Here is a 25,580-nt window from a genome sequence, read left to right as displayed (position 1 = left end):
GTGCTGAATCGCAGCGGGGCGCTCACGAAGCTGTCCGCACAGGCGATCGCTCTGCGGCGATCGATGTGAACCGCGCCAGGGTGGCGTCGAGGGGCACGACGTCGCCGAAGCGGTCCTGGATGTCCCACAGGGAGACCTCGCCCGAGAGCGTGCGGAAGTCGTCGCAGCACTCCTCGACCAGGCTCAGCCGGTAGTCGCGGTAGGCCGCATCGGTGGCGGTGGCGCGAACGCATCCGCTCGTGCTCGTACCGGCGAGCACGATCTCGTCGACGCCGAGCTCCTGAAGCAGATCGTGGAGTCGCGTGTTGTAGAACCCCGAGGCGACCGTCTTCTCGACGATGTGGTCGCCGGGCTGGGCCGGGACGGCTGAACTGATCTCGGTCCAGGGATTCCCGCGCTCGCAGCGCTCGGTGAGGCTCGAGCGGACCCGCTGGGCGAGCATCCGGTCGTCGAGGGAGTCGAGGACCATCACCAGGTAGACCACCGGCACTCCGGCGCGGCGCGCGGCATCGAGCAGGACGTTCGTCCTCTCGAGGGCGACGGCGGTGGTGGGGCCGACGAACTCGTGCTCGGTGAAGGCTCGCTGGAAATCGACCACGACGACGGCCGGAGTGGTGCCCGGGCCGACCTTCGTCCGGGCGGAGCGGAGGTCGCGGATCCTGTCGACTTCGAGGTTCCAGTCGGTCATGAAGTGATTCCTTCCGGCAGGCGCCCGTGCACGGGCGGTTCGGTGAGAGCGGCGACGACGGCACGGGCCGCGCGCACCGCGAAGGTGGTGCCGGTCAGCGTGGAGTTCGCGGTGACCGGGGTCGGGATCACGCCGTTGCCGGCGAGGTAGAGGTTGTCGAAGCCCCAGACACGGGCGTCGGTATCGCAGACGCTGGTGCCGTCGTCAACGGGCCCCATGCGGACGGTGCCGGTGAAGTGCAGGGACGAGCCGGGCGCGAGCAGTGCGGTGTCCCGCTCGGGGTCGAAGCGTCCGATCCGCTCGGCGGCCTCGCGCTGCCGCACCCGGGCGAGTGCGATCAGCTCCTCGTCGCGCGGGGAGTAGTCGAAGTGCACCCGCATCCGCGGCAGGCCCATCGCGTCGGTCTCGGTCTCGGAGAACTCGACGTGATTGGCGGCGCGGACCTCGGTCGGGACGTAGAGAGCGAGTCCCACGGAGTAGTCGACCGTCGCGCCGGCGTCGTCGACATGCGGTCTCTCCATCATCTGGCCGTGGAAGGGCTGCGCCTCGTCGCTGTGCGGAAGCCAGTACGCGCCGACGGCCCACTCGCCCTCGCGAGGCGCGGCCAGGCTCGAAGGATCGATGCCGAGCCGCGCGATGTCCGGGAAGACGCGTCCGGTGAGGAAGGCGTGCTCGTTCAGATGCGTGCCGAGGGCGGCCGGTCGGATACCGCTGGCGAAGAGCAGCTGCGGTGTGCGCAGCGTGTCGGCGCAGACGACGACGATTCCCGCCTTCAGACGGGACTCGTGACCGGTGGCGACGTCGCGGACGATCGCGCCCGTCACGGTTCCGTCGCGGTGCTCGAGTCGCACGCAGAGTGCTCCCGGAAGCAGTGCGAACGCGGGATCTGACCCGTCTGCCATGGCGGGCAGGATCCGGTTCGGCCCGGTCCGAGGGCGAGGTCCCGATGCCGTGGGGGTCATGGCCATAGGCATGGTCCGCGGATGGCGCCCCTCCGCGCTGGTGGGACCGAACACGGCGTCGAGCTCGCGGAGGACCGCTCGGCCGGCGTCCGTGATGCCGAAAGCGTCGTCGTGCACCCCGAGCACCCGCTGGGCCGTCCGGAGATCGGCGTCCCACTCGGCGGCGGGGAGGAAATCCGGTACCTCGCGGCCCCACGGAGCCGGACAGGCCGCCGTCCAGTGGACTCCCATTCCACCGACGTTCCAAGCGAGTGACGCACCCGGCAGCGCGGCGGCGTCCTCACCGAGGGAGGAGAGATGGTGCATCCCCGGCTCGACGTCGGCCATGCCGCCTTCGACAGGGGAACTGACTGCGGCACCCGTGTAGAGGGCCTGCACCCCGCTGGCCACTCGAGCGTTGTACCGCTCGTGGATCAGGGGCTCTGCGGAATCGTGCAGGTGCTGGCCGGGTACCGACCCGATCACTGCGCCGCCGTCGATCATCACGATCGACGCGTCCGGCGACGCTTCCCGGATCAGGCGCGCAGTCGCGGCGCCCATCAGACCGCTGCCGACGATCAGCACGTCGGTGATCATCCCTTCACCGCCCCACCGAGGACACCTCGGACGAAGAATCGCTGCATGCCGATCAGGATGATCAGCGGCACCAGGATCGACAGGCAGGTCGCGGCCATCAGCACGGCCTCGCCCTCGCCGTTGGACTGCACGAGCCCCGCGACCTGCACGGTGAGTGGCGCCTCGAGATCGCTCCCGCCGAGGAAGAGGAGCGGGATGAGCAGATCGTTCCAGGACCAGAGGAACTGCATGATCGCGAGCGATGCGAGGACGGGGAGGGAGAGAGGAGTGACGATGGTGCGGAAGGTCTGGAACGTCGAGGCTCCGTCGATCGCGGCGGCCTCGAAGAGCTCCTCAGGGATGGAGGCGATGAAGCCGCGGATGAGGAAGATGCCGAACGGGATCGTGAAGCCGACCTGGTAGATCCAGACCGAGGGCACCGTGCCCTGCAGTCCGATCGCGGCGAAGAACTTCAGCATGGGCACGAGGGTGACCTGAGGTGGTATGACGAGCATCGCGACGAGGAGCAGGGAGATCACGGTGCGACCGGTGAAGGTCATCCGGGTCAACGAGTAGGCGCCGATCAGGGAGAGCACCGTGGTGAGCACCGTGGTCGGGAGGGAGATCGCCAGCGAGGTGGCGAGGCTCTCACCTGCCGAGATGAACCCCATCGCCTGCTGGTAGTTGTATCCGGTGAAGAGCGGATCGACGATCGCGGTCCACCATCCGGTCGACGCGGCGTCGGCCTGGGTGCGCACGGCGGACACGAACAGGCCGAGCACGGGCGTGAACCAGACCAGCATGAAGACGATCGTGACGATGTGCAGGACGATGCGCCCCGGGGTGAGCAGCCGGCGCAGTTGCCGCCGCCGATGGACGACCGGAGCAGGCTCGGCGAGCGCGGTCGATGCCGTCTCGATGACGGGAGCGGTGAGGGTGCTCATCTCAAGCCTCTTTCTCGGCGCGGAACTGGCGGATGTTGAGGGCGATGATCGGAGCCGCGGCGATCAGCAGCAGGATGGCGATCGCGCTGGCGTGTCCGTAGTCGCTGGAGGAGAAGAGCTCGGAGTACATGCGGTTCGCGACCACATCGGTGCCGAAGTTGCCATTGGTCATCACGTAGACGATGTCGAAGACCTTCAGAGCGAAGATCACCTCGGTCGTGATCACGACCAGGACGGCGGGCGCGATGCTGGGCAGGACCATGCTGAAGAAGACGCGGAACTCGCCCGCGCCGTCCAAGCGCGCCGCCTCGAGCATGTCCGCAGGCACGTTCTTGACGGCTGCCGACAGGATGAGGGCCGCGACTCCCAGGCCCGACCAGATCGCAACGAAGATCAGAGCGAAGGTGTTCACCGTCTGCGTCTGAAGCCAGGGGATCGGCGCAGCGCCTGGCAGCAGCGTCCACAGCGCATTCAGCAGGCCGCGCTGCTCGGATCCGGCCGGCTGGTAGGAGTAGTTCTGCCGCCAGATGATCGAACCCGCGGCGAACGAGATCGCGGTGGGCAGCACGATCAGAGTCATCGCGAGCTTCTCGTAGCGGACGCGGTCGAAGACGACCGCCACGATCAGTGCAAGAACGAGGGTGCCGACCGGGAACGCCACGATCCAGATCACGTTGTTGCCGAGGATCTCCAACATCGACCCGGAGAAGGCCCAGACGAAGTTCTCGCCTCCGACGAACCTGGTGCCCGTCTCATCCATCACGGACAGTACGACGGTGTAGAGCAGGGGGTAGAGCAGGATGAGCGCGACGACGAGGAGCGGGACCAGGAGCCACACCCACGGGCGCAGGACCGAGCGGGGGCGCCGAGGCAGCAGCCGCTCCAGGATGCGCTCCCCGAGACCGAGAAGCAGATACACGGCGGCGGGGATGGCGATCGCGCCGATGAGGATCAGCGCCGGAACGCTGGTCGAGAGATCGATCATCGGACGGTCCTTCGGGTCGGGGTGCGTGTGGAGGTGGTCCCGCTCATCGCTGTCAGCTCGCCGAGACGGTGTCCTGGATGGACTGCAGGACGGAGTCCAGCGATGCCGGGTCCTGCATGTACGCGACGACGCCCTTGTAGAGGGCCGAGCGGACGTCGGAGCCGGCGAGTGTGCTGATTCCGGTACCGAACGTGACGTCCTCATTGATGAAGGTCTCCGCAGCGCGCTGCAGCAGCACGCTGTCGTAGGTGTCAACAGGCACGTCGAGGTTCGAGACGGTCCACTGGTCGGCGGAGGCGAGTAGCGTCTGCGCCTCGGTGGAGGCGATGTAGGCCAGCAGCGCGCGGGTCTCCGGGGTGTCGTTGAAGGCGAAGGTGCCTTCGGTCTGGAAGATCTCCGTCTCGGCGAACTCCGGAGTCGAACCCGGTACCTGCATGAAGTCCAGGTTCTCGCCCGGGACCATGACGTCGGTGCTCCCAGCGATCAGGCCGGCGGTGAAGGATCCCCACACCTCAGCGGAGCAGAGGTCGGTGACCAGGCCGTTGGAGCCGGTGGAGATCGGCTCTGAGAGCGCGCCAGTCACACCTCCGTTGACGGCGGCGTCGTTCGTGGCGATGGCGCCGAACATCTCGAAGGCGTCCTTTACCTCCGGGGAAGTCCAGGCGAGCTCTCCGCTGCCCCACGCGGCGAGCTTGTCCGGGCCGTACTTCTTCGCGAAGAGGGTCTCGATGAACTGCGCACCGGGGAATCCGCTGCTCGCTCCCGACTCCTGCGCCGCGCACCACGGGGTCTCACCTGCGGCGATCGCACTGTCGGTCCACGCCATGACCTCGTCCCAGGAGGCGTCCTCGGTGGGGCCGGTGTAGGTCTGCGGGTTGTACCACATCATGAAGTTGCTGAATCCCTGGAAGACGGCGCGAGCCTCTCCGTCGAAGGTGACCGCGTCGAGCAGCGAGCCGCTGTAGCTCGACGCCAGCTCTTCGGCTCCAACGACCTCGGTCACGCTGACGAGATCCATCGTTGAGGCGTACTGGCGGAAGACCCCGAGGGACATGCTGGCCATATCCGGCGGATTGTCGGCCTGAACGCGTGACTGCACCACGCTGATGTAGTCCTGGGTGCCGGTGTATTTCACGTCCACGCCCGTCGCTTCCTCGAACGGCGCGTAGACGGCCTCGAGGATCGCTCCCTCGTTGCCGCCGTTCGGGCCGATGAGCTCGATGGTGCCGTCGAGCTCGGCGGGCTCGGCGATCTCCGCCGCCTTGGCTTCGGCCGAGGCGACGAGGTCGGAGTCGAGGACGACGCCCGTGCTGCCGTCAGCACGTGCACCGGCCTCCTCTGCGGAGGCGCAGCCTGCGAGGACCGAGGTGATGAGACCGCCGACGAGGACGGTGCCGATGACGCGGGAGCGTCGACTGCGGAAGTGGTTCATGAGTGGGGACTCCTCAACGGTGGTGCGGGGAGCCGGCGCGGCAGTCGCCGTCCGGATGGTGCAGGGATGTCCTCGCGGGGCTAGGCGAGGGACGCGTCGAGGTGGGCGCGCGCGGCGGCCATCTCCTCGACGGGGTTCGGGACCGCGTCGAGCTCGAGGAGGATGAGCGGCCCGACGCGGGTGGTCTCGGAGAGGGCGGCCCAGGCCGTCCAGTCGACGGTGCCGGCGCCGACGCGTCGGAAGTACTCGCGATGAGCGAGATGGATGCCCTCGTCGACAGTTGTCTCGGGCATCTCGCCGATCGCGTCCTTCCAGTGGGAGAGGATGACGCGCTCGCGGTGCCGGGACACTGCGAAGCTCGGCTCGGAGCCCGACAGGACCAGGTGGCCGGTGTCGGGGCAGAGCCCGACGTAACTCGGATCGGTGAGGGCCATCAGCAGGTCGAGGTCGCGGGTGGTGCAGACCAGGGAGTGGGCCTCTGTGTGCACCGCCGTCTTCACGCCCTGGCGCAGGCTCGCATCGCCAATGGCGTGCAAGGAGTCGGCGAAGGCGTTCATGGTTTCGAGGCCCACGAACAGAGGAGGAACCGCGTTCGTCGACCGGCGCATCGGCGGGGCGACGACGAGGGTGTCGCCGCCAGCGCGCCGGATGAAGTCGCTGTCGACGGCGGCGCTATCGGCGAGCTCGGCCGCACTCGCGTCGGGCATCCGGACCGGGTCGACGAAGAACCCGCTCTTGAGAGTCAGGCCGTGCTCGGCGAGAGCGGCGGCGAAGGCCTCGGGACTGCCGAACGCGGCGAGGGCCGAGAGCCGGTCAGCCGGGGCGAAGGTCATCTCGACGACCGAGATCCCCGCATCACGGCAGCCGGCCATGATCCGCAGCCAGAGAGCCTCCGGGTCTGCTGCTGCGAACGCGAGCAGCTCCTCACGGTTCTGCAGGCCCCAGAACGCCGGGTGATAGAAGGTGATCAGATCCACCCCGTACTGCTGTTCCATTGTGCGAGCCTCTCGGTCTGTTCCGATGAGGAAATTCGTTCCGTTCAGTGGAACGCGTATATTGCCGTCATCAGTTGAATTGCTAGCTACGGTAGGTGTTAGAAGCGATTAATCCGTTTCGTCGGTGTAACAGTTACGTTTCCGACCGCACGGAACGGTGGGCAGTCGTTCCGTTCAATGGAACACTGGCCTGGAACAAGGGGGTCGCATGACAGACAGTGAGCGGAACGGCGCGTCAACGACGGAGCGGGTGGCCGACATCCTGCTGGCGTTCGCGGAGGGGGAGCGTCTCGGGGTCTCCGAGCTCGCTCGCCGCGTCTCATTGAGCAAGGCGGTCGTACACCGCATCCTTCAGACGCTCGTGCACCGCTCGCTCCTGCGCTACAACGGCGGAACACGGGACTACTCGCTCGGCGTCGCGGCCATCGGTCTGAGCCGGGCATCGACACGGCAGAACGAGCTGCATGCCGCCGCGGCCCCTGTGATCGCCCGGCTCTCGTCGGCGACGGGGGAGACGACGATCCTGTCGCAGCGGCAGGGGTACCGGCGCTTCTACATCGACCAGGTGGAGAGTGCCCAGCCCATCCGGATCACGATCGCGGTGGGCGGGTCCTACCCGATCACGGTCGGAGCGAGCGGGCTGGCGATGCTCGCCTTCCTGCCCGACGCCGACCTCGACGCCGCGCTCAGCCTGCCGCTCGAGCGCTTCACCGAACGGACCACGGTCGAGGTCGATGCTCTCCGAGAGCGCCTCGTGCAGATCCGCGAGCAGGGATGGGCGCGCACGGCCGGTGAGCGAGTGGCCGAAGCGACCAGCATCGCAGCCCCGGTCCTCGACGAGGACGGATCGCCGATCGGCTCGCTGAGCGCGGCGTACCTCACGTCGCGCTTCTCAGAAGAGGCGGCCAACGATCTGGCCCGACTCGTGAAGGATGCGGGGGCGGATGCGACCACGCGGTATCGGCAGCTCCGAGCGATCTGATCGGCGTCCTCGAGGACTCGTCATCGGAGGCGATCGCGTGCCGAGCGCACGATCGCCCGTGGGCGGGGGCGAGGAGAGTCCGTGGAGCCGGTGCCTGAGCGCCCTGCCGCTCAGCCCGTGGTGCGCATCGCAGTGGCAGCGGCGGCCGAGACGACGTACTCCCGATAGGCGGCCGCGCTCGCTTTCGGCGTTCTCGCGAAAGTCTCGCGATCGACCTCGACGAGGCCGAAGCACCTGTCGTAGCCGAAGATCCACTCGTAGTTGTCGAGGAGGGTCCAGTGGCAGTAGCCAATGACCGGGACGCCGTCCAGGAGGACCTGAGCGAGACCGTCCAGAGCGGGGCGGATAAATCCTGCGCGCAACGCGTCGTCGGAGGCGCCGAGCCCGTGCTCGGTGACGAGCACGGGGACTCCGCTCACGGCGTGGGCGTAGCGGACTGCCCCGGCGAGTGACCCCGGCTCGATCGCGGTGCCCATCGCATTGAGGGGCAGGCCTTCGGCGGGCTCGAGGCGCCCCGCGGGCCCGTAGTACTCCCTCTCGTAGTTTTGCACCCCGATGAAGTCGTCCGAGCTCGCCAAGTCGAGCCAGTGCTCGTAGACCTCGGAGCGCTTGCGGTTCCGGACCCGCTCTCCGCCCTCGGCGGCGACGTCGTCGCTGACGGCGATCGAGATTCCGACGGGCAGATCGGCCCGATGCCCTCTGATGACGGCTCGGGCTGCGAGGTGTGCGCGAGTCAGTCCGGCCTGCATCTCCTCGAACTCCTCGGCGAGGACGACGTTGCCGACGCGGTAGCGCTCGGAACCGGACGCGGTGCTCGCGGCGTGCAGGGTCGCTCGCTCGAGCTCCGCCACGAACGGCGGCAGCTCGGCCCAGCTGAGCAGCTGGGGGAGGTTCGGCTCGTTCAGGGTGACGGCGATCGAGATGCGGTCGCCGAAGCGGCGCATCACAGCGTCGCAGTAGGCGGCGAAACGGTCGGCGGCGTCGGCTGCGAGCCACCCGCCCGCCGCCGCGAACCAGTGCGGTGCTGCGAAGTGGCTGAAGGTGACGATGGGGGCCAGCCCCCTGAGGAGGCAGCCGTCGACGATCTGCTCGTAGTGCGAGAGGGCGTCCTGGTCAAAGACTCCCGCCACGGCCTCGACACGCGCCCATTCGACCGAGAAGCGGTAGCTGTTCAGGCCGAACGAGGCGGCGAGGTCGAGGTCCTCCTCCCATCGGTTCCAGCTGTCGCTCGCGGCTCCCGACCGCTGAGTGAAGATCGTGGGCTGCACGTGCTCCAGGAACCAGATGTCGCTGGCGGTGCTGCCGCCCTCGTTCTGGTAGCCGGCGGTCGCAACGCCCCAGAAGAAGTCGGAGGGGAAGGCGGATCGTGTCATGCAGTGCGCTCCTGGAAAGGGATCGAGGGGAGGCGGACGTCGATCCGGTGCTCACCCGGGGAGAGTTCCCGGTCGTTCGCCCCTGGCAGGCGCAGGACGGCCGTGGTGCTTTCGGGAACTCCGATCCGGACGCTGAGATCGTCGCCCGTGCGATCCCAGCGGACCGACGCTCGGCCGTGCGGAGTCTGCAGGGCCGTCTCCGCCCAGTCCAGTCCGCCGCCGGGCTGGGGCGCGATCAGGAACCGGCGATAGCCGGGTTCCAGCGGGGAGAGTCCGCCGATGGTCCGGTGCATCCAGTCGGCCACCGAGCCGAACGCGTAGTGGTTGAAGCTGGTCATCTCGCCCGGGTTGATCGAGCCGTCAGGCAGCATCGAGTCCCAGCGCTCCCAGATCGTGGTGGCGCCCATCGTCACGGGGTAGAGCCAGGAGGGGCACTCCGTCTGGAGGAGAAGCCGGTAGGCGTGGCGGACGTGGCCGGTGGAGCTCAGTGCCTCGGTGAGGAACGGAGTCGCGGCGAACCCGGTCGAGATGCGGAAGCCGCTGGCCTCGACGAGCTCGGCGAGGCGTCGGCCGGCCCACACTCGCTGGGGGGCGTCGAGCAGCCCGAGGACCAGGGCCAGCGTGTAGACGGCGGAGCAGTCGCTGCGGATGCGCTCCTCAGAGACGTACTCGTTCTGGAAGCCGGCGCGGATCCGCTCGGCCCCGAGGCGGAACTCGGCCTCGTCCTGCGACCGACCGAGGAGCGCGGCGGTATCGGCTGCGATCGTGCAGGTGCGGAACGCGCACGCTGTCGCGACGACACCGGAGTCGGCCTTCGCCGCCCAGGGCATGTCGTCCGGCGCATCCGGATCGAGCCAGTCTCCGAACTGGAAGCCGGAGTTCCACACGTCGCGCTCCGAGAGCAGCTCCAGCTCGCGTCGGGCGTGCGTCGCGAGGGAGTCGTAGGACTCGGTGAGCACCGACATGTCGCCGTACGCGATCCAGAGCTGCCAGGGCAGCCATGCGGCGACGTCGCTCCAGACCGCCGCGGTGTCCACCGGCGGCAGGTCGGGCTGATCGATGTACTTGAGAACGTCGGGCACCACCAGCGGCACCCCGGTCGCACCGTGCCGCTGCTCGAGAGCCAGATCGCGCAGCCAGTCACGGAGGAAGTCCGCAGAGTCGAAGAGGTACACCGCGGTGGCGCCGAATACCGCGAGGTCTCCTGTCCAGCCGAGGCGCTCGTCGCGCTGCGGGCAGTCCGTCGGCACGTCGACGAAGTTTCCGCGCATCCCCCAGACGATGTTCTCGTGCAGGCGGTTCAGCATCGCGTCCGAGCACGCGAACGTCCCGGTGCGAGGCATGTCGGAGGAGATGACGACGGCGGTCATCGCGGATCGCAGCGCCTCGAGGTCGCCGTCCCAGCCGTCGACCTCGACGTATCGGAAGCCGTGGAAGGTCAATGTCGGCTCGAACAGGTCGTCGCCCCCCGAGAGCACGTAGCGGTCAGTCGCCAGCGCGCTGCGCAGGGGCCGGGTGCCGAGTTCGCCGTGCTCGAGCACCTCCGCGTGCCGGAGCGCGAGTTCCTGCCCCGACTCGCCGCGGATCCGCAGGCGCACCCAGCCGACGACGTTCTGACCGAAGTCCACCAGGGTCCTCCCGCTCGGGCTCAGCGAGATGTCGACGGGTTCCCGCTCGAGCTGAGGCCGGACGGGCGGGGCCAGGTACGGCTCCAGGGTGCCCGTCGGCGTGATCGCGTCGAATCCGTCCCTCCACGACCGGTCGTCGAAAGCCGCAGTCGACCAGCCGACGGGGACGACCCGGGCGTCGATGTGCTGGCCGTCGTAGAGGTCGTTCGCCGTCGTTCCGCTGCTCCCGACGCGCCAGGCCCTGTCGGCCGTGTTGGTGGTGACGGTTCGGCGGTGCCCGTCTTCGAAGAGCACCGTCAGCTCGGCGTATCCGGCGAGCCGATCACCGTAGAACGCGGAACCGCCCGACCAGGTGAGCCGGCCTCGATACCACCCGTTGCCGAGAGCGAGACCGAGGACGTTCGATCCCGGCGCCACCAGCTCGGTCACATCGTGCTCCGCGTAGCGGAGGCGCCACTCGTAGCTCGTCCAGCCCGGGGTGAGCAGATCGGGCGCGGCCCTCCGGCCGTTGAGGTGCGCATCCACAATGCCGAGGGCGGAGACCCGGAGCGTCGCGGCTCGCACATCCCCGTGTTCTCGGTCGAGCTCGAAGCGGCGGCGGAGCAGGGGCGCGCCACCGAAGTCGGTGCGGGGCGAGATGAACTCGGCGTCGAGGTCGTTCACGATCCCTCTTCCCTTTCCGTGGTCTGCGGGTGTTCGGTGACACCGTAGCAAACATTTACCATCCTGGTCATGGTTGTGCCTCCGTTGTCGACATGGCGTGGGACACTGCCGATGACAGGAAGAGGAGGCGATCCGATGAGGGAGACGTCCGAGGACGCACCGGCCGCATCGCGTGCGCCGGATCGAGCGCGCTACAGCAACGGTGAGCGCCGCCGAGAGCAGATCATCGAAGCGGCGGTCGAGATCTTCGCCGAGCAGGGCTACACCGCGACGTCCCTCAGGGCGATAGCGGAGCGCGCAGGAACCAGCCACGTGAGCCTCAAGCACCACTTCGGCACCAAGGAGGCGATCTTCCAGCGGGTGCTCGAGCACCGCTTCGCTCTCGACCGCGTCGCGCGTCAGCAGTCCATCCCGGGGGCGGGGATCCTCGAGATCGCCGGCATGATGATGCGCCGCAACATGGAGTCGCCCGAGCTGCTGCAGCTCGACGCGACCTTGACGGCCGAGGCGATCGCACCCGAGCACCCGGCCCACGACTACATCCTCCGCACGCAGGAGGACTTCGTCGCCGAGGTGGCGCCCACTCTGGCGCATGAGCAGAAGGCCGGCAGGATCCGGGCCGAGCTCGATCCCACGGTCGTCGCCCGACAGCTCAACGGCCTGATCCAGGGCATCCAGGTGCAGTGGCTGTACAACCGCAAGCTCGACATGGAGCTGCATGTTCGGACCTTCCTGGAGCTGCTGCGACCCTGATCCGATCGGCGAGGGACCCCGAATCTCACGGCAACCTTTTCCACGCTGGTAAATGTCTGCTACTGTCGGCCGCACGTCGCCCGTGATCCACACCGCGACGCCGGTGCGGCCGCTGCCAGGTCGTGCGCATTCACACATGAAGCAAAGGTGCTCGCCATGACTGCTCTGCCCGAGTCCGCCGCCGCGTCGGCCGACCCGATGCTCGACCCGACGCCGACAGAGGCCTTCCGACGGGAGGCCGCGCCGCGCCGGGGCTTCCTGTTCTTCCTCGTGCTCGCGTCCGTCGGAGCCGCTTCCGCCCAGATGAGCGTGGCCCTGCTCACGCTCTCGCTGAAGGCCAACCAGATCGATGCGGACGACGCGACCTCGATCCTCGCCCTCGCGAGCGGCATCGCGGGCATCCTCGCCCTGGTCGGCCTGCCCATCGTCGGCCGCCTGAGCGACCAGTCGCGCTCCCGTGCCGGCCGCCGCCGCCCCTTCCTGATCGCCGGCGCCGTCGCCTTCGCCCTCGGGGCGGCGCTGATGATCACAGCGACGGACGCCTGGTCGCTCACCGCAGCCAACCTCGCCTTCACCCTCGGCTCCATCTGCGCCGGTGTCATCACCACGGCTCTGATCGCCGATCAGCTGCCGGCGAACCGGCGGGGCCTGCCTTCGGCCCTGATCAGCCTCAGCACTCCCGTCGGCGCTCTGCTCGGCATCGGTCTCAGCCAGCCGTTCGGCTCGTCGGTTCTCGCGCTCGTGCTGATTCCGACTGCTCTCGCCGTCCTCGGACTCGTCGCGCTCAGCCTCTTCCTTCGCGATCCGCAGTTCATCCAGGAGCGCAAGCCGTTCCACCTCCTCGAACTCGTCGGCGTCTTCTGGGTCAACCCACTGCGGCACCCCGCGTTCGCCCTGGCGTTCGCCAGCCGGATGCTCGTGTTCTCGGGGGTCGCCGCGATCAACGCGTTCCAGGCGATCTACCTGCTCGATCACCTCGGCTTCGCGCCGCAGGAGCTCGGGTCCGCGATCCTGCTCACCGTGCTGATCAACACCGGCGTCTCCCTCCTCGTGGCGCCCATCATGGGCAAGCTCTCGGACCGGATCGGCCGACGCAAGCCCTTCGTCGTCATCGCGGCGGTCATCCTCGCGATCGGCCTCCTCCTGGCCGCGTCCGCGACGACGTTCGAGTTCTACCTCGCTGCCCTCGTGGTGGTCGCGATCGGGCAAGGCGTCTACTTCAGCGTCGAGCTCGCCCTCGCCTCTCAGGTGCTGCCCGATCCGGACAACCCCGCCAAGGACCTCGCGCTGATCAACGTCGCCAACAATCTGCCGGTCTCGATCGTGGCGGCCGTCGCGCCCGCGCTGCTCGCCGTCGGCGTGGCCGCGAACGACCCGAAGAACTACAGCGCGCTCTTCATCGCCGGAGCGGTCTCAGCGCTGATCGGGGCCGTCGCGGTCTCGTTCATCCGCTCGGTCCGCTGAACCGCCCCCCACTGAAGGCCGGCCGCTGCGCGCGGCAGAGAGAGGACCACCACCGTGTTCGAACCGGAATCCACCGTCGACGACGTCGTCGCCGACCTGAGCGACGACGAGCTCGCTCGCCTGACCTCCGGGTCGGACTTCTGGAACAGCCAGGGGCTGGAGCGGATCGGCTTGCTGCCGATCATGGTCGCCGACGGCCCGCACGGTCTGCGCAAGCAGTCGGCGGACAGCGCTGGCATCACGCTGCACGGGGCAGTGCCCGCCACCTGCTTCCCGACGGCAGCCGCGCTGGCCTCGACCTGGGATCCTCGGCTTCTGCACGAGATCGGCTCCGCGCTCGGCGCCGAGGCCCGGGCCGAGCGGGTCGGGGTCCTGCTCGGCCCGGGCGTGAACATCAAGCGGCATCCGCTCAACGGACGCAACTTCGAGTACCTCTCGGAGGACCCGCTGCTCGCGGGGCTACTGGGAGCGGCGCTGGTACGGGGCGTCCAGAGCAAGGGCGTCGGTGCATCCGTCAAGCACTTCGCCTGCAACAACCAGGAGACGAATCGCGCGCGCATCTCGGCCGACGTCGACGAGCGCACGCTCCGGGAGATCTACCTGCGCCCCTTCGAGCGCGTCGTCCGGACGGCCCGTCCCTGGACGCTGATGACGGCGAACAACCGGATCAACGGTGTCTACGCGTCGGAGCACGCCGAACTGCTCGGGATCGCGCGCCACGAGTGGGGCTTCGACGGCGCCGTGATCTCGGACTGGGGGTCCGTCTACGACCGGGTCGCCGCGCTGCGCGCAGGGCTCGATCTGGAGATGCCGGCGAACGCGCACGCCGATGAGGAGGTCCTCGCCGCAGTCAGCGCCGATCCGAGCGTGCGCCATGCGGCGCAGGACTCTGCACGCAACCTCCTGCGCCTGGCCGAGCGGATCGCACCGGCCGACGGTTCGCCCGTCGATGCCGACGCGCACCACCGGCTGGCCCGCGTCGCCGCAGCAGAGGCCTGCGTGCTGCTGACAAACGACGGGATGCTCCCGCTCGAGCCGGAGCCCGGGCAGCGGATCGCCATCATCGGTGCTTTCGCGACCTCCCCGCGCTTCCAGGGGGCCGGAAGCTCACGCGTCACTCCGACCCGGGTAGACGATGCCCTCGAGTCGTTGCGCGCGGCGGTGCCGGAGGGGGTCATCGTCGAGTTCGCACCGGGCTTCGGGCTGGACGATACGGCGGCCGACGAGTCGCTCCGGGCGGAGGCCGTCGACCTCGCGCGAGGAGCCGACGCGGTGCTCGTCTTCCTCGGTCTGCCCGAGGGTGACGAAGCCGAGGGGGCCGACCGCACCGAGTTCGCACTGCCGATCCCGCAGCGCCGCCTGCTTGACGCGGTCTTGACGGAGAACGACCGGGTGGCCGTCGTGCTGTCCAACGGCTCCGTCGTCGAGATGAACTCGTGGGCCGATCGGCCGGCGGCGGTTCTCGAGGCCTGGTTGAGCGGCCAGGCCGGCGGGTCCGCTGTCGTCGACGTGCTGCTCGGCACGGTCAATCCGTCCGGCCGCCTCGCCGAGACCGTGCCGATCGCGCTGACCGACTGCCCCGCGAACATCGGGTGGCCGGGCGAGGAGGGCCGCACCCTCTACGGCGAGGGCATCCACGTCGGCTACCGGTACTACGACAGCTACGGCGTACCCGTCGCGTTCCCCTTCGGCCATGGCCTCTCGTATACCGCCTTCGAGCACACAGCCACGGCGACCGTCACAGAGGAGGGCGGAGTCCTGATCGACAGCGTGGTCACGAACGTCGGCGGACGGGAGGGGCGCGAGGTCGTCCAGGTCTACGCGAATCACATCACCCCGGGCGTCCACCGTCCCCGCCGGGAGCTCGTCGGTTTCGGTGACATCACCCTGCCGCCGGGCGCGTCAGGATCGGTCCGCATCGCCGTCGCGCCGCAGGACCTCGCTTACTGGTCGATCGGAGCGCACGACTGGGTGGTGACAGCCGGGCCCCTCACGCTCGAGATCGGCGCTTCGTCGCACGACATCCGCGGGACGCTCGAGGTGGTGCTGCCCGGCAACGGCGTCCGACCACCCGTCACCCTCGGGCACACCCTTCAGGAGTGGCTCGAAGACCCCGAGAGCGGTCCGCTGGTCCGCGAGGCGTTCGGGCTCACGAACGAGAACGATCCACTGCCGGCTCCCTTGGACGATCCCGAGGTCCTCAAACTGGTCGGTGGCACGACCATGGGCAAGTTCGCCCACTTCGGGATGGGAATCGACCAGCCGGCTCTGGAGCGGATCCTGGAGAAGCGCGTCTCATGACGATCGGGATCCGACCGGCGCCGGGCGAGGCGGCGTCGCACCTCCCTCCGATCAGCGGGCCAGGGCGGCCAGCTCAGCCCGGTTGCGGGCGCCGGCCTTGCGCAGCAGGTTCGACACGTGGAACTTCGCGGTGCTGCCGCTGATGCCGAGGTCGTCCGCGATCCGCCGGTTCGAGGCGCCGAGCGTGATCAGGTTCAGCACCTCGCGCTCGCGGGCGCTCAACTCGGCGAGGTCCAGCCCGTCCGGCTGAGCCGGCGGGTCCAGCGGCAGGCGGATCGACAGGGTCGAGCCCCAGCCCGCGGTCGACGCGATCGACAGCTCGCCCTCGAGACCGCGCACGCGCTCCGCGATCGGGCGCAGCGCCTCGTCGCGGGTGCTCAGCTCGCCGCGGCCGTCGTCGCGGATCTCGACGAGCAGGTTCAGCCCGTCGCAGTCCCACTGGATCCGCACCCGCCGCGTCTGCTCCGACTCCACGAACGCCAGCACGGCGCTGCCGACGATCGCGCGGGCCGCGTGCGCGACCTCGCCGGGCAGGGCGCATCGGGCCGCCCGGTCGTCGAGCCGCAAACGCCCACGCCGTCCATCGAGCAGGGACACGACCTCGAGCCGGTGACTCACGCATGGGCGGCTACGGCGACGACCCGTTCGGCACCGGCGAGCCCGCCGCCGCGGCGGCGAGCGTCGACGTTGCTGCGGGGGAGGAGTCGACGCACATCGAATCCGCGAACGAGTTCGTGCGCAAGCAACTCATCGGCACTTACCGGCGCGGAGTCATGGCGCAGGGCTCCGGAGGCCGCGCGCCGACCCGGAGGCCGGGGTAATTGCATGGTGGATCAACCACTGCGCCCCGCGAGCGTCCTGCTCTCCGCGGACGGGCGGGGTGCTGGCCCCTCCTTGCTGATCGAGTAGGCCGCGCAGCGGGCGTATCGAGCTCCTCCGTGCGGGGGACGTGGGTCTCGATACGCCGCCTGCGGCGGCTACTCGACCAGCATGATGGCGCCTGTGGGGGCTACTCGACCGGCGAGCTCTGTGGGTCAGGCGCGGGGGCGGGGCTGGAGGCGCTCGAGCTGGGTGACGTGGGCCGGGGTGAGCTCTTCGAGGGAGTGGGCGCCGAGGAGCTTCATGGTGCGGACGATCTGGTCGGAGAGGATCGCGATGGTTCGGTCCACGCCCTGGCGGCCGCCGGCCATCAGGCCGTAGAGGTAGGCGCGGCCGATCAGGGTGAACTTCGCTCCCAGGGCGATGGAGGAGACGATGTCGGCTCCGTTCATGATGCCGGTGTCGACCATCACCTCGGTGTCGGTGCCGACCTCGCGGACGACCTCGGGCAGGAGGTGGAACGGGATAGGCGCGCGGTCGAGCTGGCGACCGCCGTGATTCGACAGCACGATGCCGTCGACGCCGAAGTCGGCGAACTTGTGGGCGTCCTCGACGCTCTGCACGCCCTTGATCACGAGCTTCCCGGGCCACATCTCGCGGATGACCTTGAGGTCCTCGAAGCTGATGGTGGGGTCCATGGCGAGATCGAGCAGGTCGCCGACGGTGCCTCCGGTCGCACTGAGCGAGGCGAACTCGAGCTTCTGGGTGGTGAGGAAGTCGAACCACCACCACGGGCGGGGCAGCGCGTCGAGGACGGTGCCGACGGTGAGCTGCGGCGGGATGGAGAAGCCGTTGCGCTTGTCGCGCAGGCGGGCGCCGGCGACGGGGGTGTCGACGGTGAAGAAGAGCGTCTCGTAGCCGGCCTTGGCGGCGCGTTCGACGAGGCCGTAGGAGATCTCGCGGTCGCGCATGACGTAGAGCTGGAACCAGTTGCGGCCGTCCGGGTTGGCCTTCTTCACGTTCTCGATGGAGGTGGTGCCGAGTGTGGAGAGGGTGAAGGGGATGCCGGCGGCGGCGGCCGCTCCGGCTCCGGCGGACTCGCCCTCGGTCTGCATCAGACGGGTGAAGCCGGTGGGCGCGATCCCGAACGGCATCGCGGAGGGCGCGCCGAGGACGGTGGCGGTGGTGTCCACGGCGGCGACGTCGCGGAGCACCTGCGGGTGGAACTCCACGTCCTCGAAGGCCTGGCGGGCGCGGGCGATGGAGATCTCGCCCTCGGCGGAGCCGTCGGTGTAGTCGAACGCGGCCTTCGGCGTGCGGCGCTTCGCGATGGTGCGGAGGTCCTCGATGGTGAGCGCAGCGTCGAGGCGGCGCTTGCGGCCGTCGAGCTCGGGCTTCTTGAAGCTGAGGTACTCGAGCAGCTCGACGGGCTTCGGGAACTGGCGCTGGACCATGGATGGAGTGCCTTTCGTGCGTGAGTGAGCATGGCGACGTCTCCTCATCGCCTCGGAAGTCAGAGTGGGCGGACCCGGAGAGAGTTCATTCCGCCATCGACTGCGAGCGATGATCCGGTGATCGAGGAGGAGTTTCGACCCGCGAGGAACGCCACTGCTTCGGCGACCTCGCGTGTGGTGATCATTCGACCGATCGGCTGGCGCTGATTGAGCGCCTCCAGCTCGGCGGCGGGGTCGTCGAACGAGCGGAGATTCGCATCGACGAAGCCTGTGTGCACCGTTCCCGGATTCACGCAGTTCACCCGGATGCCCTCGCGAACATGGTCGGTGGCCATCGCGATCGTGAGGCCGTAAACGGCTGCTTTCGATGCTCCGTAGACCGCCCGTTGTGGAAGCCCGCTCGTCGCGGCCACGGAGCACATGTTGACGATCGAGGCACTGCTCGACTGGCGCAACGCCGGCAGCGCAGCGGCGCTCACTCGCGCGACACCGATCACATTGACGTCGAGGACTCGCTGCCAGGTCTCCTCAGTGCTCTCCTCCACGGTGCCGACAGCGCCGATCCCGGCGTTGTTGACGACGATGTCGAGTCCGCCGAATCTTCCGACGACCGAAGCGATCGCGGCGTCGATCGATGCTCGGTCCGTGACGTCGCAGCGCACACCGAACAGGTCTGCCGGCACTGAGTCGACGTCGCGGTCGAGCACCGCCACTAGCGCCCCGCGCTCTGACAACAGAGAAGCGCACTCGGCGCCGATGCCCGAGGCGCCGCCGGTCACGATCGCGATGAGCCCGTCGAGCGCGCTCATCGTCCGGTCTCCGCCTGCTCGAAGCGCTGCTCGGCCTCGCCGAGTCCTTCGATCGAGAGCGTCACCGCGTCCCCGGCGCGGAGGTAAGGGTTACCCGGGATGCCGAGCGCGACACCAGCCGGCGTGCCCGTGTTCACGAGATCACCGGGGTGCAGCACCATGAACTGGCTGAGGTACCAGACCACGTAGGCGGGGTCGAAAACCATGTCAGCGGTTGTGCCGTCCTGGCGCACGACTCCGTTGACCGAGAGAGTGAGTCGGAGATCCGATGCGTCGAGCTCTTCGGCGGGGACGAGCGATGGTCCGAGCGGGTTGAAGGTCTCGCAGCTCTTGCCCTTGTCCCACTGCCCGCCGCGTTCTAGCTGGAACTCCCGTTCGGACACGTCGTGCGAGAGCACGTATCCGGCGATGCACGCCGCTGCCTCCTCAGGGGAATCGAGATATCGCGCTTGGACGCCGATGACGACACCGAGCTCCACCTCCCAATCAGTCTTCACCGAGCCGACTGGGATCCGCACGGCGTCGAAGGGGCCGACGATCGTCGCGGGATCCTTCATGAAGACGACGGGTTCTGCTGGGACGGCTGCGCCAGTCTCGGCTGCGTGGTCGCGGTAGTTGAGGCCGATGCAGACGATCTTGCCGGGCCTCGCGATCGGCGATCCGATGCGCAGCTCGGCGACGTCCGCCTCAGGGAGGAGCCCTTCTCTCAAAGCGGTTCGCACGCGGTTCAGACCGTCGTCGGCGAGAAAGACGCCGTCGATCTCGGAGGTGAGGCTTTCCAGGTCGTACGCGATGTCCAAGTCCAGGACGTAGGGGCGTTCAGCCCCCGGGTTGCCGAGGCGACGGATCTGCATGGTGGTCCTCCAGAGGGCCGGTGGATGAGCGGGTTGGGCGAAGAGCGAAGGAGAGAAGGTGGGGGATCCGACATCGCGGATTTTGCGTCACTGAAGTCGTTGACAGCGCGGACCGGCAGCCCCGCTCACCGAGTACCGAGACCGTAGACCCGCCGAGCGGTCCCGCCGAGAACGGCGGCTCGTCCGAGGGGGTCGAGAGAGCTCAGCAGATTCGTCGTCGAATCGATGATTCGTCGGTAGCCGCCCGATAGTTCCGAGACGGGCCAATCGCCTCCGAAGAGCATTCGATCCGGTCCGAAGACATCGAGCGCTACTTCTACGAACGGTCGAACCTGATCCGGGCTCCATGCGGCCGCGTCTGTGCCGAGGGACTGCAGACCGGAGAGCTTTGCCGAGACCGTGGGAAGGGGCCCCAGACGACGCACCAGCCGCTCCCATTCTCCTTCCGCCCAGGGGCCAGCGGCGCCGACCGGCGGTTTGCCGAGGTGGTCGAGCACGATCCGGAGACCTGGGTGCCGGTGCGCGAGTTCCGGGATGTGCTTCAGATGCGCAGGGAGTACTGCAGGCAAGTCGAACACGAGACCTGCTGCGTCGATCAGATCGAGTATCTCGCGAGCGGCCGGGCGGAGGATCCAGTCGGGGTCCGGTCGATCGTGCACGAGCGATCGAACCCCGACGACGAGCGGGTCCTGCAGCAGCGATTCGAGCCGAGCCGCCGCCATCCTCGGGTCATCGAGAGGCACGAACGCGACGACCCCGATGAGCTCGCTGTGTGCTCTGGCTGCGGCCAGCATCGCGTCGGTGTCCTCATCGGTGTCGGCTGCCTGAACGAGAAGCGCCTGCGAAACCCCCGCGCGGCGCAGCACGCCGATCGCCTCTTCGGCGGTGACGGTCCGATCGATCGGGGCGTGCTGCGGACCGAGCCAGTCGTAGCGATGCCGGGACGGGTCCCAGATGTGCAGGTGAGCGTCGATGACACCCGCTCCGCGATCATCGGGGGTCGTCTCCGGACTCACTCGCTCAGCTCGTGGCTGCGGCCCAGTAGCCGCCTTCGGGGAATCGGAACTCTTCGATGGTTGCTTCGAAGACTTCAGCCGAGTACCCAGGCCGAGACGGGACGATGTAGGCGCCGTCCTTGACGATGCAGGGGTCGACGAAATGCTCGTGCAGGTGATCGACGTACTCGGTGACGCGACCCTCGAGTGAGCCGGACACAGCGACGTAGTCGAAGACGGAGAGGTGCTGCACCAGCTCGCAGAGGCCGACCCCGCCGGCATGCGGGCAAACGGGCACGTCGAACTTCGCGGCCATGAGGTACACCGCGAGGATCTCGTTGACGCTGCCGAGGCGGGCGGAGTCGAGCTGGCAGTAGTCGATGGCCTCGGCCTGGAACAACTGCTTGAACAGCACCCGATTCATGCCGTGCTCACCGGTCGCAACCCCGATGGGTGCCACGGCGCGGCGCACTGCAGCGTGGCCGAGCACATCATCCGGGCTCGTGGGCTCCTCGATCCAGAGGGGTTTGAACTGCGCGAGCGCACGGACGTTCTCGATGGCTTCCGGAACATCCCAGACCTGGTTCGCGTCGATCATGAGGTCGACGTCCCAGCCGATCACCTCGCGGGCGAGAGCGAGGCGTCGCAGGTCGTCGTCGAGGCTGCCGCCGACCTTGAGCTTCACGTGCTTGTAGCCCGCGTCGACAGCTTCCTGGCAGAGGCGCCGAAGCTTGTCATCGGAGTATCCGAGCCATCCCGCGCTGGTGGTGTAGCAGGGGTATCCCGTGCGCTCGAGATCGGCGATGCGGTCAGCGCGGGTTGCGACCTTATCCGAGAGGATCGCGAGTGCCTCGTCCCTGGTCAACGCGTCCGAAAGATAGCGCAGGTCGGCGGCGTCGACGAGCTCGTCGGGAGTCATGTCGGCCAGGAGACGCCAGAGCGGCTTCCCGGCAGCGCGCGCAGCGAGGTCCCAGACCGCATTCATGACCGCCGCGAGAGCGAGGTGCACGACGCCCTTGTCCGGTCCGAGCCACCGCACCTGTGAGTCCGACTGCAGTTCGCGGTACAAGCCACCGAGGTCGCCGACGACTGCTGCCACGTCACGTCCGGGGAGGGAGGCCGCGCGGATTCGCGCGGCGAGCACGCAGAGCTCGTTGCCTCGTCCGATGGTGAAGGTGAACCCGAATCCGCTCAGGGCGGGATCGTCGGTGTCGATGCGAACGTAGGCGGCCGAGTAGTCGGCGTCCTTGTTCATCGCGTCCGACCCATCGGCGCTCAGCGACGTCGGGAAGCGGAGGTCGGTGACAGTGACGTCGGTGATCCGGGTCATGCGGAATGCCTTTCGAGGGTCGGGGCAGGGCGGCTCGAGATCGGGGTGGACGGGTTCAAGAGGCCGAGTTCGATGAGTTCGGTCCAGAGGTCGGCCGGGGGGTGTGAGGCGAAGCGCTCGACGTTCGAGTCGACTTGGTCAGCAGTCCGCATCCCGAGCACCACTGAGGCGACCGCCGGGTGGGTGAGCGGGAACAGGGCAGCGGCCTCCGGGAGCGAGCTGCCGTGCCGCTCGCAGACCTCGGCGATGGCGTTGGCTCGGCGGATCAACGCCTCGGGTGGGGCTGCGTAGTCGTAGCGGGACTCGGGGGTGGGACGAGGCTTGGAGAGCAGCCCGGAGTTGTAGACACCGGCTGCGATGATGCCCACGCCTCGCTCCTGGGCTGCGGGCAGGAGGTCGGCGAGGGCGCTCTGGTCGAGGAGTGTGTACCGGCCGGCCACCATGACGAGGTCGAGGTCACTCTCGCGGACGAATCGTGCCGGCGCCGCCGACTGGTTCATGCCCACTCCGACCGCCCGGATCACGCCCTGCTCGCGTAGTTCGATGAGCGTCGGGAGGGCAGCGTCGAGGGTCTCCTCGACGTGGTCATCGGGATCATGGACGTAGACGACGTCGAGGTGATCGAGTTGAAGACGCTCGAGGCTGGACTCGATCGAGCGGAGGACCCCGTCGCGGGAGTAGTCGCGCCGCCGGACGGCCGTAGCCGTGACCGCGAACCCCTCATCGTCGAGTGCGCCGGAAGGATTCTCGACAGGGTCGAGGATGCGGCCGACTTTCGTAGAGACGACGAAGGTGTCGCGGTTCCACTTAACGAGGGCTTCGCCCAGTCGGCGCTCCGACAGCCCTAAGCCGTAGTGGGGTGCGGTGTCGTAGGTCCGGATCCGGCGCTCGTGAGCACGGGCGAGTGCGCCTACTGCCTCGGCGTCGTTCGTCTCGCGGTAGAGATTTCCGAGTTGAGCGCCACCGAAGGCGAGTGCACCGAGGTCGAGCGCAGCGACGACGTCCTTCATTCGTGAATCTTCCTTTGAGCTGGCGAGAGGGGTCCTTTCGCCGGGATCAGCCGGCGGTGGGACATGGATGACGCAGTCGTGCGGGACAGGGGTCGTTCCGTCCCGCACGACGTCGTGGTGGTGATGACTGCCCCGACCTCAGTCGAGTGGGATCACTCAGCAGGCCCGGGCGGTGTACGCGACCGTCGCGGTCCGGCTCGGTGCGGAGCCGACCGGTCCGACGGACGCGGTCGCCTCTCCGGCGGGCATGGTCGTGAGGCGGGTGGAGAACGCCGAGGACGCGTTCGCACCCGGCGCGACCTGAGCGAAGCTCTTCGAGCCGTAGGCGCTGGTGAGGGTTACCGCCATGGGTGTGCTGCCGGTGTTCGTGGTCGTGACGGACAGAACCGCCTTCCCGGCCACGCACCGAGAAGACGCGACGGTCGTGCTCGGGTAGGTCGCTGTGGCTGCCGAGATCCGGACGGAGTCCCACACCAGGGCGGAGGCGTCGAACGCGACCGCGATCCTGACATCGGATGACGCGGCGAAGGTCGACGGGACGGCCACCGAACCCCTCTCATTTGCGTCGAACGCGACCGTGCCCAGATCGACTGCCGCGCCGGCGCCGGTGAGAGCCCAGACGCGGCCGGTGACTCCGGCGTTCGTCTTCGTTCCGGCCGGATCGGCGGTAGCGGCGTTCAGCGCCAGGGTGCTGCCGGCGGGGAGGTCGTCGACGCCGATCAGGGTCGTCGACTGTCGGGCCGCCGACAGCCCGGAGGCGGTCGGGGCCTCCTGCACGAGCTGCCACTCCTGCGCGTCGTCAGCGGTGGTGTTCGTCGACGCGTCGATCGAGGATGCCAGGCGGACCTGATCCCCCGCCGCAGTGCCGCTGAGGAAGAGGCCGGTGTTCTTCGTGGACTGGATCTTCGTGTAGCCGTCAGCTGTCGGTACGAGGGTCCACAGTTTGTCGGAGCCGTTGTCGTCGACCCACTGGGAGAGGGGCTGGCCGGCGGTGGCGTTGCCGAACCAGATGCCGAGGGCGCGGCCCCCCGCCTTGTTCAGGAAGGTGACGCTCGAGCCCTTCCGCTGCACGTGCCAGCGCTGAGTGTCGTTGCCCGGGTTGTCGCTCCAGGTGATGATGTCGGGCTGATCACCGGTGTAGACCGGGTCCTGCGTCTTGTCCTGTGCCGTGCTGAGGACCTGACCGGTCGCTCTGTTCACGAGCGAGTAGTAGGCGCCCTCGGAGTGGCCGAGATCGAGGGATGCGGTACTGACGGGTCCGGTACCCCAGGGAGCCTGCAGTATCTGGATGCGGCCGGTGCCCTCGACGTACTGAAGTGCGCGGCTGTAGCCGGCGGGAACTGTGGTCTGGTACTGCTTCCATGCGCCGTCGCTGCGCCCGGATTCGTTGACCCAAACGGCTCCGCTGTTCGCTGCGTTGTAGATCAATCCGCCGTCGGGGCGTCGGACCAGGACCGGGCTGCCGCCTTGCGCGAGTCCCTGAGAGCCGGCTGCCACGGGAAGCTGTGAGATCGGCAGTCCTTCTGCGCCGCCGACCGACCGGAAGTTCTCGGGATCGTCCGCGATCTTGTAGCGGACGTTGTCGCCCCCACCCCAGTACTCGTACGTGAGGAGCCATTTGCCGTCCGTCGTGGGGACGATGTTGGTCATACCGGGTCGACCACCACCGATCTTGGTCTTCCCGTCGTGCGGTTGCGTGAGTCCGGCGACGTCCACGATGGGCGCCGTCCACGCGCCGACGCCGTCCCAGGTCGTGTGAGCCAGGATCTGCCCGCCGGAATCTGCGGAGCTGGCGTCGGCGGGATCGAACCGGGCGACGCCGGTGGTCGCGTCGTAGCCGAGGGCGTCTCTCTCGTCGGAGTAGAAGACGATCAGCTTCCCGTTCCGCATCATGAGGTAGGGCTCCCAGACGGGGTCCTGCCAGACCGAGTCTCCTTCGACTCCGGTGTACGACGTGGGGCTCGCGGCGACCTTCGAAACGAGACCCCAGGACGCGCCGTCGTTCGTGCTCGCCCAGAGAACAACGGCGGACGCGAGACGGTTGTTGTCGGTCGAGGTGCCCGGCGAGACGACCGTCGAGAGGATGACGGTGCCCTTCTTGTAACTGCCGAGGTCCTCGGGCAGCACGTAGAGGTAGGGGTTCGTCCAGTTGCTCGTGTACGGCGAGTAGGCGGGGTCGTCGGTGACGTAGGCCGGTGCTCGGAGGTCGGCGAGCTTCTGCCAGGTGTCGCCGTAGTCGTCGCTCTTGAAGATCGGCATGTCTTGGCCGACGACTGCGCCTTGACTGTCCTCGAACGCTGCGAGCAGGCGACCACTCGGAAGCTGGGTCGACTTCGGGTAAAGAATGCAGGGGCTCTTGTTGCACGAGCCCGGATCGGTCGCCGTGTACACCGAAGACGGCGTCGGCTGGTACGCCGATGCGCTGACGCCTCCGCTCAGCGCGAGGCCGGTTGCGAGAGCGCCGACCGTGACGGTCGAGAGGCTCCATCTGACAAGGTTCTTCACGTTGCTCCTCCTTGAGCTCGATGCATCCATTCCACCGATCAGCTGGTGCGCGGGACGATGACGCGGACGGAAAGAGTTT

Annotated in this window: 21 protein-coding genes; 5 read left to right on the top strand and 16 right to left on the bottom strand. The window is 68.3% G+C overall.

The genetic code is table 11. The annotated features are described in order from the left end of the window. Window positions 1–22: 22 nt before the first annotated feature. The 6 genes from EDF43_RS19170 to EDF43_RS19145 form a co-directional block, all read right to left on the bottom strand. The gene (locus tag EDF43_RS19170; protein ID WP_132438131.1) at window positions 23–688 is read right to left on the bottom strand and encodes an isochorismatase family protein; all 666 of its coding nucleotides are present in this window, start codon (window positions 686–688) and stop codon (window positions 23–25) included. Beyond that, complete coding sequence (locus tag EDF43_RS19165; protein WP_132438132.1) at window positions 685–2,226, bottom strand: GMC oxidoreductase; 1,542 nt, start codon at window positions 2,224–2,226, stop codon at window positions 685–687. Before EDF43_RS19165 ends, EDF43_RS19170 begins: the two co-directional genes overlap by 4 nt. Next, window positions 2,223–3,149 (bottom strand): carbohydrate ABC transporter permease, encoded by a 927-nt coding sequence (locus tag EDF43_RS19160; protein ID WP_132438133.1) that lies wholly within the window; start codon window positions 3,147–3,149, stop codon window positions 2,223–2,225. The genes EDF43_RS19165 and EDF43_RS19160 overlap by 4 nt, the downstream gene beginning before the upstream one ends. A gap of 1 nt (window position 3,150) precedes the next feature. Further along, window positions 3,151–4,134: a sugar ABC transporter permease gene (locus EDF43_RS19155; protein WP_132438134.1), complete on the bottom strand. Its 984-nt coding sequence runs from the start codon at window positions 4,132–4,134 to the stop codon at window positions 3,151–3,153. A gap of 52 nt (window positions 4,135–4,186) precedes the next feature. Further along, window positions 4,187–5,566, bottom strand: coding sequence for an ABC transporter substrate-binding protein (locus EDF43_RS19150; RefSeq protein ID WP_132438135.1), 1,380 nt, complete (start codon window positions 5,564–5,566; stop codon window positions 4,187–4,189). Between the two features lie 80 nt (window positions 5,567–5,646). Continuing rightward, window positions 5,647–6,561: a sugar phosphate isomerase/epimerase gene (locus EDF43_RS19145; protein WP_132438136.1), complete on the bottom strand. Its 915-nt coding sequence runs from the start codon at window positions 6,559–6,561 to the stop codon at window positions 5,647–5,649. Between the two features lie 157 nt (window positions 6,562–6,718). Here EDF43_RS19145 and EDF43_RS19140 point away from each other — a divergent pair, with 157 nt between their 5' ends. Next, window positions 6,719–7,543, top strand: a complete 825-nt coding sequence (locus EDF43_RS19140) for an IclR family transcriptional regulator (RefSeq protein WP_132438137.1) — start codon at window positions 6,719–6,721, stop codon at window positions 7,541–7,543. Window positions 7,544–7,653: 110 nt separating this feature from the next. On the opposite strand, the gene EDF43_RS19135 is transcribed toward EDF43_RS19140, so the two are convergent. Together EDF43_RS19135 and EDF43_RS19130 are read right to left on the bottom strand one after the other, a co-directional pair. Next, the gene (locus EDF43_RS19135) at window positions 7,654–8,916 is read right to left on the bottom strand and encodes a family 1 glycosylhydrolase (RefSeq protein WP_132438138.1); all 1,263 of its coding nucleotides are present in this window, start codon (window positions 8,914–8,916) and stop codon (window positions 7,654–7,656) included. Further along, window positions 8,913–11,207 (bottom strand): family 78 glycoside hydrolase catalytic domain, encoded by a 2,295-nt coding sequence (locus tag EDF43_RS19130; RefSeq protein WP_132438139.1) that lies wholly within the window; start codon window positions 11,205–11,207, stop codon window positions 8,913–8,915. Before EDF43_RS19130 ends, EDF43_RS19135 begins: the two co-directional genes overlap by 4 nt. A gap of 135 nt (window positions 11,208–11,342) precedes the next feature. Between EDF43_RS19130 and EDF43_RS19125 the strand changes: the two genes are divergently transcribed. From EDF43_RS19125 to EDF43_RS19115, 3 genes are all read left to right on the top strand, one after another. Then, window positions 11,343–11,960 (top strand): TetR/AcrR family transcriptional regulator, encoded by a 618-nt coding sequence (locus EDF43_RS19125; protein ID WP_165909193.1) that lies wholly within the window; start codon window positions 11,343–11,345, stop codon window positions 11,958–11,960. A gap of 156 nt (window positions 11,961–12,116) precedes the next feature. Continuing rightward, a complete protein-coding gene (locus tag EDF43_RS19120; RefSeq protein ID WP_132438141.1) occupies window positions 12,117–13,424 on the top strand; it encodes an MFS transporter in 1,308 nt (435 codons plus the stop codon). Window positions 13,425–13,478: 54 nt separating this feature from the next. Further along, window positions 13,479–15,725 (top strand): glycoside hydrolase family 3 C-terminal domain-containing protein, encoded by a 2,247-nt coding sequence (locus EDF43_RS19115; protein ID WP_132438142.1) that lies wholly within the window; start codon window positions 13,479–13,481, stop codon window positions 15,723–15,725. Window positions 15,726–15,776: 51 nt separating this feature from the next. On the opposite strand, the gene EDF43_RS19110 is transcribed toward EDF43_RS19115, so the two are convergent. Next, the gene (locus EDF43_RS19110) at window positions 15,777–16,343 is read right to left on the bottom strand and encodes a LuxR C-terminal-related transcriptional regulator (protein WP_243646369.1); all 567 of its coding nucleotides are present in this window, start codon (window positions 16,341–16,343) and stop codon (window positions 15,777–15,779) included. A gap of 2 nt (window positions 16,344–16,345) precedes the next feature. On the opposite strand from EDF43_RS19110, the gene EDF43_RS19105 reads away from it, so the two are divergent. Beyond that, the gene (locus EDF43_RS19105; protein ID WP_132438144.1) at window positions 16,346–16,546 is read left to right on the top strand and encodes a hypothetical protein; all 201 of its coding nucleotides are present in this window, start codon (window positions 16,346–16,348) and stop codon (window positions 16,544–16,546) included. Window positions 16,547–16,759: 213 nt separating this feature from the next. Here EDF43_RS19105 and EDF43_RS19100 read toward each other — a convergent pair whose 3' ends face one another. The 7 genes from EDF43_RS19100 to EDF43_RS19070 all read right to left on the bottom strand — a co-directional run bounded on the left by EDF43_RS19100 (window position 16,760) and on the right by EDF43_RS19070 (window position 25,501). After that, on the bottom strand, window positions 16,760–17,998 hold the full coding sequence (locus EDF43_RS19100; protein WP_132438145.1) for an alpha-hydroxy acid oxidase: 1,239 nt from the start codon (window positions 17,996–17,998) through the stop codon (window positions 16,760–16,762). A gap of 59 nt (window positions 17,999–18,057) precedes the next feature. Then, complete coding sequence (locus tag EDF43_RS19095) at window positions 18,058–18,807, bottom strand: SDR family oxidoreductase (protein ID WP_132438146.1); 750 nt, start codon at window positions 18,805–18,807, stop codon at window positions 18,058–18,060. Further along, a complete protein-coding gene (locus tag EDF43_RS19090) occupies window positions 18,804–19,661 on the bottom strand; it encodes a fumarylacetoacetate hydrolase family protein (RefSeq protein ID WP_132438147.1) in 858 nt (285 codons plus the stop codon). Before EDF43_RS19090 ends, EDF43_RS19095 begins: the two co-directional genes overlap by 4 nt. A 125-nt stretch (window positions 19,662–19,786) precedes the next feature. Beyond that, on the bottom strand, window positions 19,787–20,677 hold the full coding sequence (locus EDF43_RS19085) for an amidohydrolase family protein (RefSeq protein ID WP_132438148.1): 891 nt from the start codon (window positions 20,675–20,677) through the stop codon (window positions 19,787–19,789). A 4-nt stretch (window positions 20,678–20,681) separates the two neighbouring features. Next, complete coding sequence (locus EDF43_RS19080; RefSeq protein WP_132438149.1) at window positions 20,682–21,986, bottom strand: L-fuconate dehydratase; 1,305 nt, start codon at window positions 21,984–21,986, stop codon at window positions 20,682–20,684. Next, entirely contained in the window at window positions 21,983–22,996 is a 1,014-nt protein-coding gene (locus EDF43_RS19075) for an aldo/keto reductase (protein ID WP_132438150.1), read from the bottom strand. The genes EDF43_RS19080 and EDF43_RS19075 overlap by 4 nt, the downstream gene beginning before the upstream one ends. A gap of 156 nt (window positions 22,997–23,152) precedes the next feature. Beyond that, complete coding sequence (locus EDF43_RS19070; RefSeq protein ID WP_207901863.1) at window positions 23,153–25,501, bottom strand: RICIN domain-containing protein; 2,349 nt, start codon at window positions 25,499–25,501, stop codon at window positions 23,153–23,155. Window positions 25,502–25,580 lie beyond the last annotated feature (79 nt).

The sequence above is a fragment of the Rathayibacter sp. PhB179 genome (assembly GCF_004345345.1).
In the GTDB taxonomy this organism is placed as follows: domain Bacteria; phylum Actinomycetota; class Actinomycetes; order Actinomycetales; family Microbacteriaceae; genus Rathayibacter; species Rathayibacter festucae.
Note: the sequence above shows the minus strand (reverse complement) of the source record. Positions and strands in the feature narration are given on the sequence as shown.

Excerpts from the sequence above, each read along its gene's own strand:
- EDF43_RS19170 (WP_132438131.1), bottom strand. The coding sequence starts at position 688 with ATGACCGACTGGAACCTCGAAGTCGACAGGATCCGCGACCTCCGCTCC.
- EDF43_RS19165 (WP_132438132.1), bottom strand. The coding sequence starts at position 2,226 with ATGATCACCGACGTGCTGATCGTCGGCAGCGGTCTGATGGGCGCCGCG.
- EDF43_RS19160 (WP_132438133.1), bottom strand. The coding sequence starts at position 3,149 with ATGAGCACCCTCACCGCTCCCGTCATCGAGACGGCATCGACCGCGCTC.
- EDF43_RS19155 (WP_132438134.1), bottom strand. The coding sequence starts at position 4,134 with ATGATCGATCTCTCGACCAGCGTTCCGGCGCTGATCCTCATCGGCGCG.
- EDF43_RS19150 (WP_132438135.1), bottom strand. The coding sequence starts at position 5,566 with ATGAACCACTTCCGCAGTCGACGCTCCCGCGTCATCGGCACCGTCCTC.
- EDF43_RS19145 (WP_132438136.1), bottom strand. The coding sequence starts at position 6,561 with ATGGAACAGCAGTACGGGGTGGATCTGATCACCTTCTATCACCCGGCG.
- EDF43_RS19135 (WP_132438138.1), bottom strand. The coding sequence starts at position 8,916 with ATGACACGATCCGCCTTCCCCTCCGACTTCTTCTGGGGCGTTGCGACC.
- EDF43_RS19125 (WP_165909193.1), top strand. The coding sequence starts at position 11,343 with ATGAGGGAGACGTCCGAGGACGCACCGGCCGCATCGCGTGCGCCGGAT.
- EDF43_RS19120 (WP_132438141.1), top strand. The coding sequence starts at position 12,117 with ATGACTGCTCTGCCCGAGTCCGCCGCCGCGTCGGCCGACCCGATGCTC.
- EDF43_RS19105 (WP_132438144.1), top strand. The coding sequence starts at position 16,346 with ATGGGCGGCTACGGCGACGACCCGTTCGGCACCGGCGAGCCCGCCGCC.
- EDF43_RS19100 (WP_132438145.1), bottom strand. The coding sequence starts at position 17,998 with ATGGTCCAGCGCCAGTTCCCGAAGCCCGTCGAGCTGCTCGAGTACCTC.
- EDF43_RS19095 (WP_132438146.1), bottom strand. The coding sequence starts at position 18,807 with ATGAGCGCGCTCGACGGGCTCATCGCGATCGTGACCGGCGGCGCCTCG.
- EDF43_RS19090 (WP_132438147.1), bottom strand. The coding sequence starts at position 19,661 with ATGCAGATCCGTCGCCTCGGCAACCCGGGGGCTGAACGCCCCTACGTC.
- EDF43_RS19080 (WP_132438149.1), bottom strand. The coding sequence starts at position 21,986 with ATGACCCGGATCACCGACGTCACTGTCACCGACCTCCGCTTCCCGACG.
- EDF43_RS19075 (WP_132438150.1), bottom strand. The coding sequence starts at position 22,996 with ATGAAGGACGTCGTCGCTGCGCTCGACCTCGGTGCACTCGCCTTCGGT.